This window comes from Hydrogenophaga sp. (assembly GCF_051007235.1).
Classification (GTDB): Bacteria; Pseudomonadota; Gammaproteobacteria; order Burkholderiales; family Burkholderiaceae_C; genus Hydrogenophaga.
In genome coordinates, this window is sequence record NZ_JBPCSJ010000212.1 from 1 (window position 1) to 3,359 (window position 3,359).

Consider the following 3,359-nt stretch of genomic DNA (forward strand, 5'->3'; position numbering starts at 1 on the left):
GGTGGTCGGCGGCGCGCATGCGGGCGGTCTGCCCAGCCAGGGTGACCTGGACCGTTTCGAGCTGGGCGGCGATGTCGGCAGCCTTCGTCGAACCAGCCTTCTCGATGGCCTGCGCCAACGACTCGATCATGAGCTGCATGCGCATGTGCACATAGTCGTCGGCCGGGTTCGGGAAGCGCTGGCGGAACGACTGGTAGAAGCTTTCTGACGCCCTGCCCGGCACGTTGGGGAACCAGTCGGCCACCGCCACCACCTTGCCAATGCCGGCGTCGCCCATGGCGGCCGGCGCGCCCAGCGCGTTGCCATAGAAGGTGTAGAACGTGCCTTCAAAGCCGGCTTCCTGCGCGGCCTTGACCAGCAGGGTCAGGTCATTGCCCCAGTTGCCGGTGAGCACGGCCTGGGCGCCGCTGGCCTTGATCTTGGCGGCGTAGGGCGCGAAATCCTTGATGCGGGCCATGGGGTGCTGCTCGTCGCCCAAGATCTTCACGTCGGGGCGCTGGGCGGCCAGTTGCTGGCGCGCTTCGGCCAGCACGGCCTGCCCGAAGGAATAGTCCTGCCCGATCAGGTAGATACCCTTGAGTGCCCTGTCTTCCTTGACCACGCTCATCAGCGCGCTCATGCGCATGTCGGCGTGGGCGTCGAAGCGGAAATGCCAGTAGCTGCACCGAGCGTTGGTCAGCACCGGGTCCACCGCGGAGTAGTTGAGGAACACCACCTGGCGCGCCGGGTCGCGTTCGTTGTGCTTGTTCAGCGCGTCGATCAGGCCGGCCGCGGCGGCCGACGAGTTGCCCTGGGTGACGATGGTGATGTTCTTATCGATGGCCGAGCGCAGCGCCGACAGGGCCTCTTCGGTCTGGCCCTTGCTGTCAAAGCGCACGATCTCCAGCGGGCGGTTACCCCCTTGCGCGGCGGGCAGCTTCACGCCGCCGCGGGCGTTGACGCGCTCGGTGGCCCAGACCAGGTTGCGGAACACCGCCTCGCCGGTGTTGGCGAACGGGCCCGACAGGCCTTCGATCATGCCGATGCGGATGGGTTCGCCGGCCGTCTGGGCTTGCCCCGTGGTGGCCGACAGGGCGCCGGCCAGCAGCGCCACCAGCACGCCGCGGCGCGCCCAGGTTTCAGAAAATGTCATGTGATCTCACTCCGTGGTTCGGTGTCGCGGGTCCAACCGGCCTTGGGGCCGAACAGTCGCCCAAGCGACAGGGTGGCGGAGTGTAATTCCTAATTACAGACCCTACCCCACCCCGGTATTCCCCGGTTCAGGCCTGCTCGGCGACGAGGTCGGCCAGCGGCCAGCGGGGGCGGACGTTGAAGCGGTAGCCGGCACCGGCCGAGAGGTCGGCCAGACCGGCCTGCACGCGCAGGCCGGCGGCCAGCGCGATCATGGCGCCGTTGTCGGTGCACAGGTGCAGTTCGGGGTAATGCACGCGCACCTGGCTCAGAGCGCAGACGGCGTTGAATTGCTGGCGCAGCAGCGCGTTGGCGCCCACGCCGCCGGCCACCACCAGGCGGTTCAGGCCGGTCGCCCGGAGCGCAGCCAGCGATTTCTTGACCAGCACGTCCACGATGGCGGCCTGCACGCTGGCGGCCACGTCGGCCTTCTGCTGCACGGTCAGCGGATCGGCCAGGTGGGCCGTGGCCGGGCCGTCCATCGCGGCGTGCGCCAGGCGCTTGACCTGGGTCAGCACCGCCGTCTTGAGGCCGGCAAAGGAGAAATCGAGGTCGCCGCTGTGCAGCAGCGGGCGCGGGAATTTGTAGGCGGTGGCGCTGCCCTGCTGCGCCAGCTTCGACAAGGCCGGCCCACCCGGGTAACCCAGGCCCAACAGCTTGGCGGACTTGTCGAACGCCTCGCCCGCCGCGTCGTCGATGGTTTCGCCCAGCAGCTCGTAGCGCCCCACCCCGTCCACCCGCATGAGCTGCGTGTGACCGCCCGACACCAGCAGCGCCACGAAAGGGAACTGCGGCGGATCGGCGCTCAGGAACGGGGACAGCAGGTGCCCTTCGAGATGGTGCACGCCGACCACCGGCTTGCCCAGCGCCATGCCCAGCGCGCAGGCCACGCCCGAGCCCACCAGCAGCGCGCCGGCCAGGCCGGGACCGCGTGTGTGGGCGATCACGTCCACCGCCGACAGCGGCAGCCCCGCCTGGGCCATGACCGCGTCGGTCAGCGGCAGCACGCGGCGGATGTGGTCGCGGCTGGCCAACTCGGGCACCACGCCGCCATAGGCCTGGTGCATCTCGATCTGGCTGTGCAGCGCGTGGCCCAGCAGGCGCGGCGTGGACGCGCCACTGGCGTCCACCAGGGCCACACCGGTTTCGTCGCAGGACGATTCGAATCCAAGAATCAACATAAGGAGAAGTCTAGTGGCCGGAGCGGGTGTCTTCACCCAGGATGCGGCGGAACTGGCTCCGCCAGGCCGCTCGCATCGCCCCCTGGGGGGGGGGTGACGGCGCAGCCGGCGCGGGGGGGATCTACTTCAGCGGATAGCGCGCCAGCTGTTGCGTGTCCAGCAGCCGGATCTCGCGCTTGTCGACCTCGATCAGGCCCTTGTCTTCCAGCTCGCGCAGCACCTTGGAAAAGTACTCCGGCGTCATCGACAGGCGCGAGGCGATGGACGCCTTGCTCACCGGCAGCTGCACGCTGGCGGCTTCCACCCCGTCTTCCGGCAGGTCTCGCATCAGATAGCCGATCACGCGCTCCACCCCGCTGTGCAGGGCGTAGGCCTGCACGTCGTTGACCAGGCCGTGCAGCCGGCGCGAGAGGCCGGCCAGCATGCGCATGCAAAAGCGCGGGTCGTTGCCGATTTCGCGCAAGACCGCATCCTTGCCCACGCTCACCAGCAGGCAGTCGCTCAGCGCCTGGGCGTTGATGAAGTACGGCCTGTCGGTGAACATCAGCGCCTCGGCAAAGCTGTTGCCCGGGCCGACGATTTCGATGATCTTTTCCTGCCCGGCGGGCGAGATGGCGAACAGCTTGATCTGTCCGGTGACCGCCACGTGGAATTCGTTGCAGCGCTCGCCCAGGCGGAACACGTCGTCCCCACGGGCGAGCTGGCGCAGCTTGCTGCCGGCGGCCAGGCGCTGCAGCTCGGGCGGCTGCATTTCCTGGAACAGCGGCAGCATCGAGAGGTAGCGGGGCAGGTCGAATCGTTCCAGGTCCATAGGGCACGCACAGGGTGGGTGCCGGCGGCACCGCTCCCGCAAAAAGGGGCAACTGTACGCCCACGGCGTGACGCGGTCATCGCCCCGCGTTCTGCAGAAAGCGCGTGTACACCAGCGACAGGCGCTGCACCAGGTCCTGCGGGCGGTGCACCAGCGCGTAACCCTGCTGGCCGAACAGCGCCGGCAGGTAGTCGTGC

Annotated in this window: 3 protein-coding genes; all 3 read right to left on the reverse strand. The window is 68.7% G+C overall.

The features are described 5' to 3' along the window. Window positions 1-1,132 (reverse strand): branched-chain amino acid ABC transporter substrate-binding protein (locus ACR2JA_RS07740; protein WP_434008518.1); only part of this gene is annotated, 1,132 nt, incomplete at its 3' end. Window positions 1,133-1,259: 127 nt separating this feature from the next. Next, entirely contained in the window at window positions 1,260-2,351 is a 1,092-nt protein-coding gene (tsaD, locus tag ACR2JA_RS07745) for a tRNA (adenosine(37)-N6)-threonylcarbamoyltransferase complex transferase subunit TsaD (protein WP_434008519.1), read from the reverse strand. A 121-nt stretch (window positions 2,352-2,472) separates the two neighbouring features. Continuing rightward, a complete protein-coding gene (locus ACR2JA_RS07750; RefSeq protein ID WP_434008520.1) occupies window positions 2,473-3,162 on the reverse strand; it encodes a Crp/Fnr family transcriptional regulator in 690 nt (229 codons plus the stop codon). Between the last annotated feature and the right edge of the window lie 197 nt (window positions 3,163-3,359).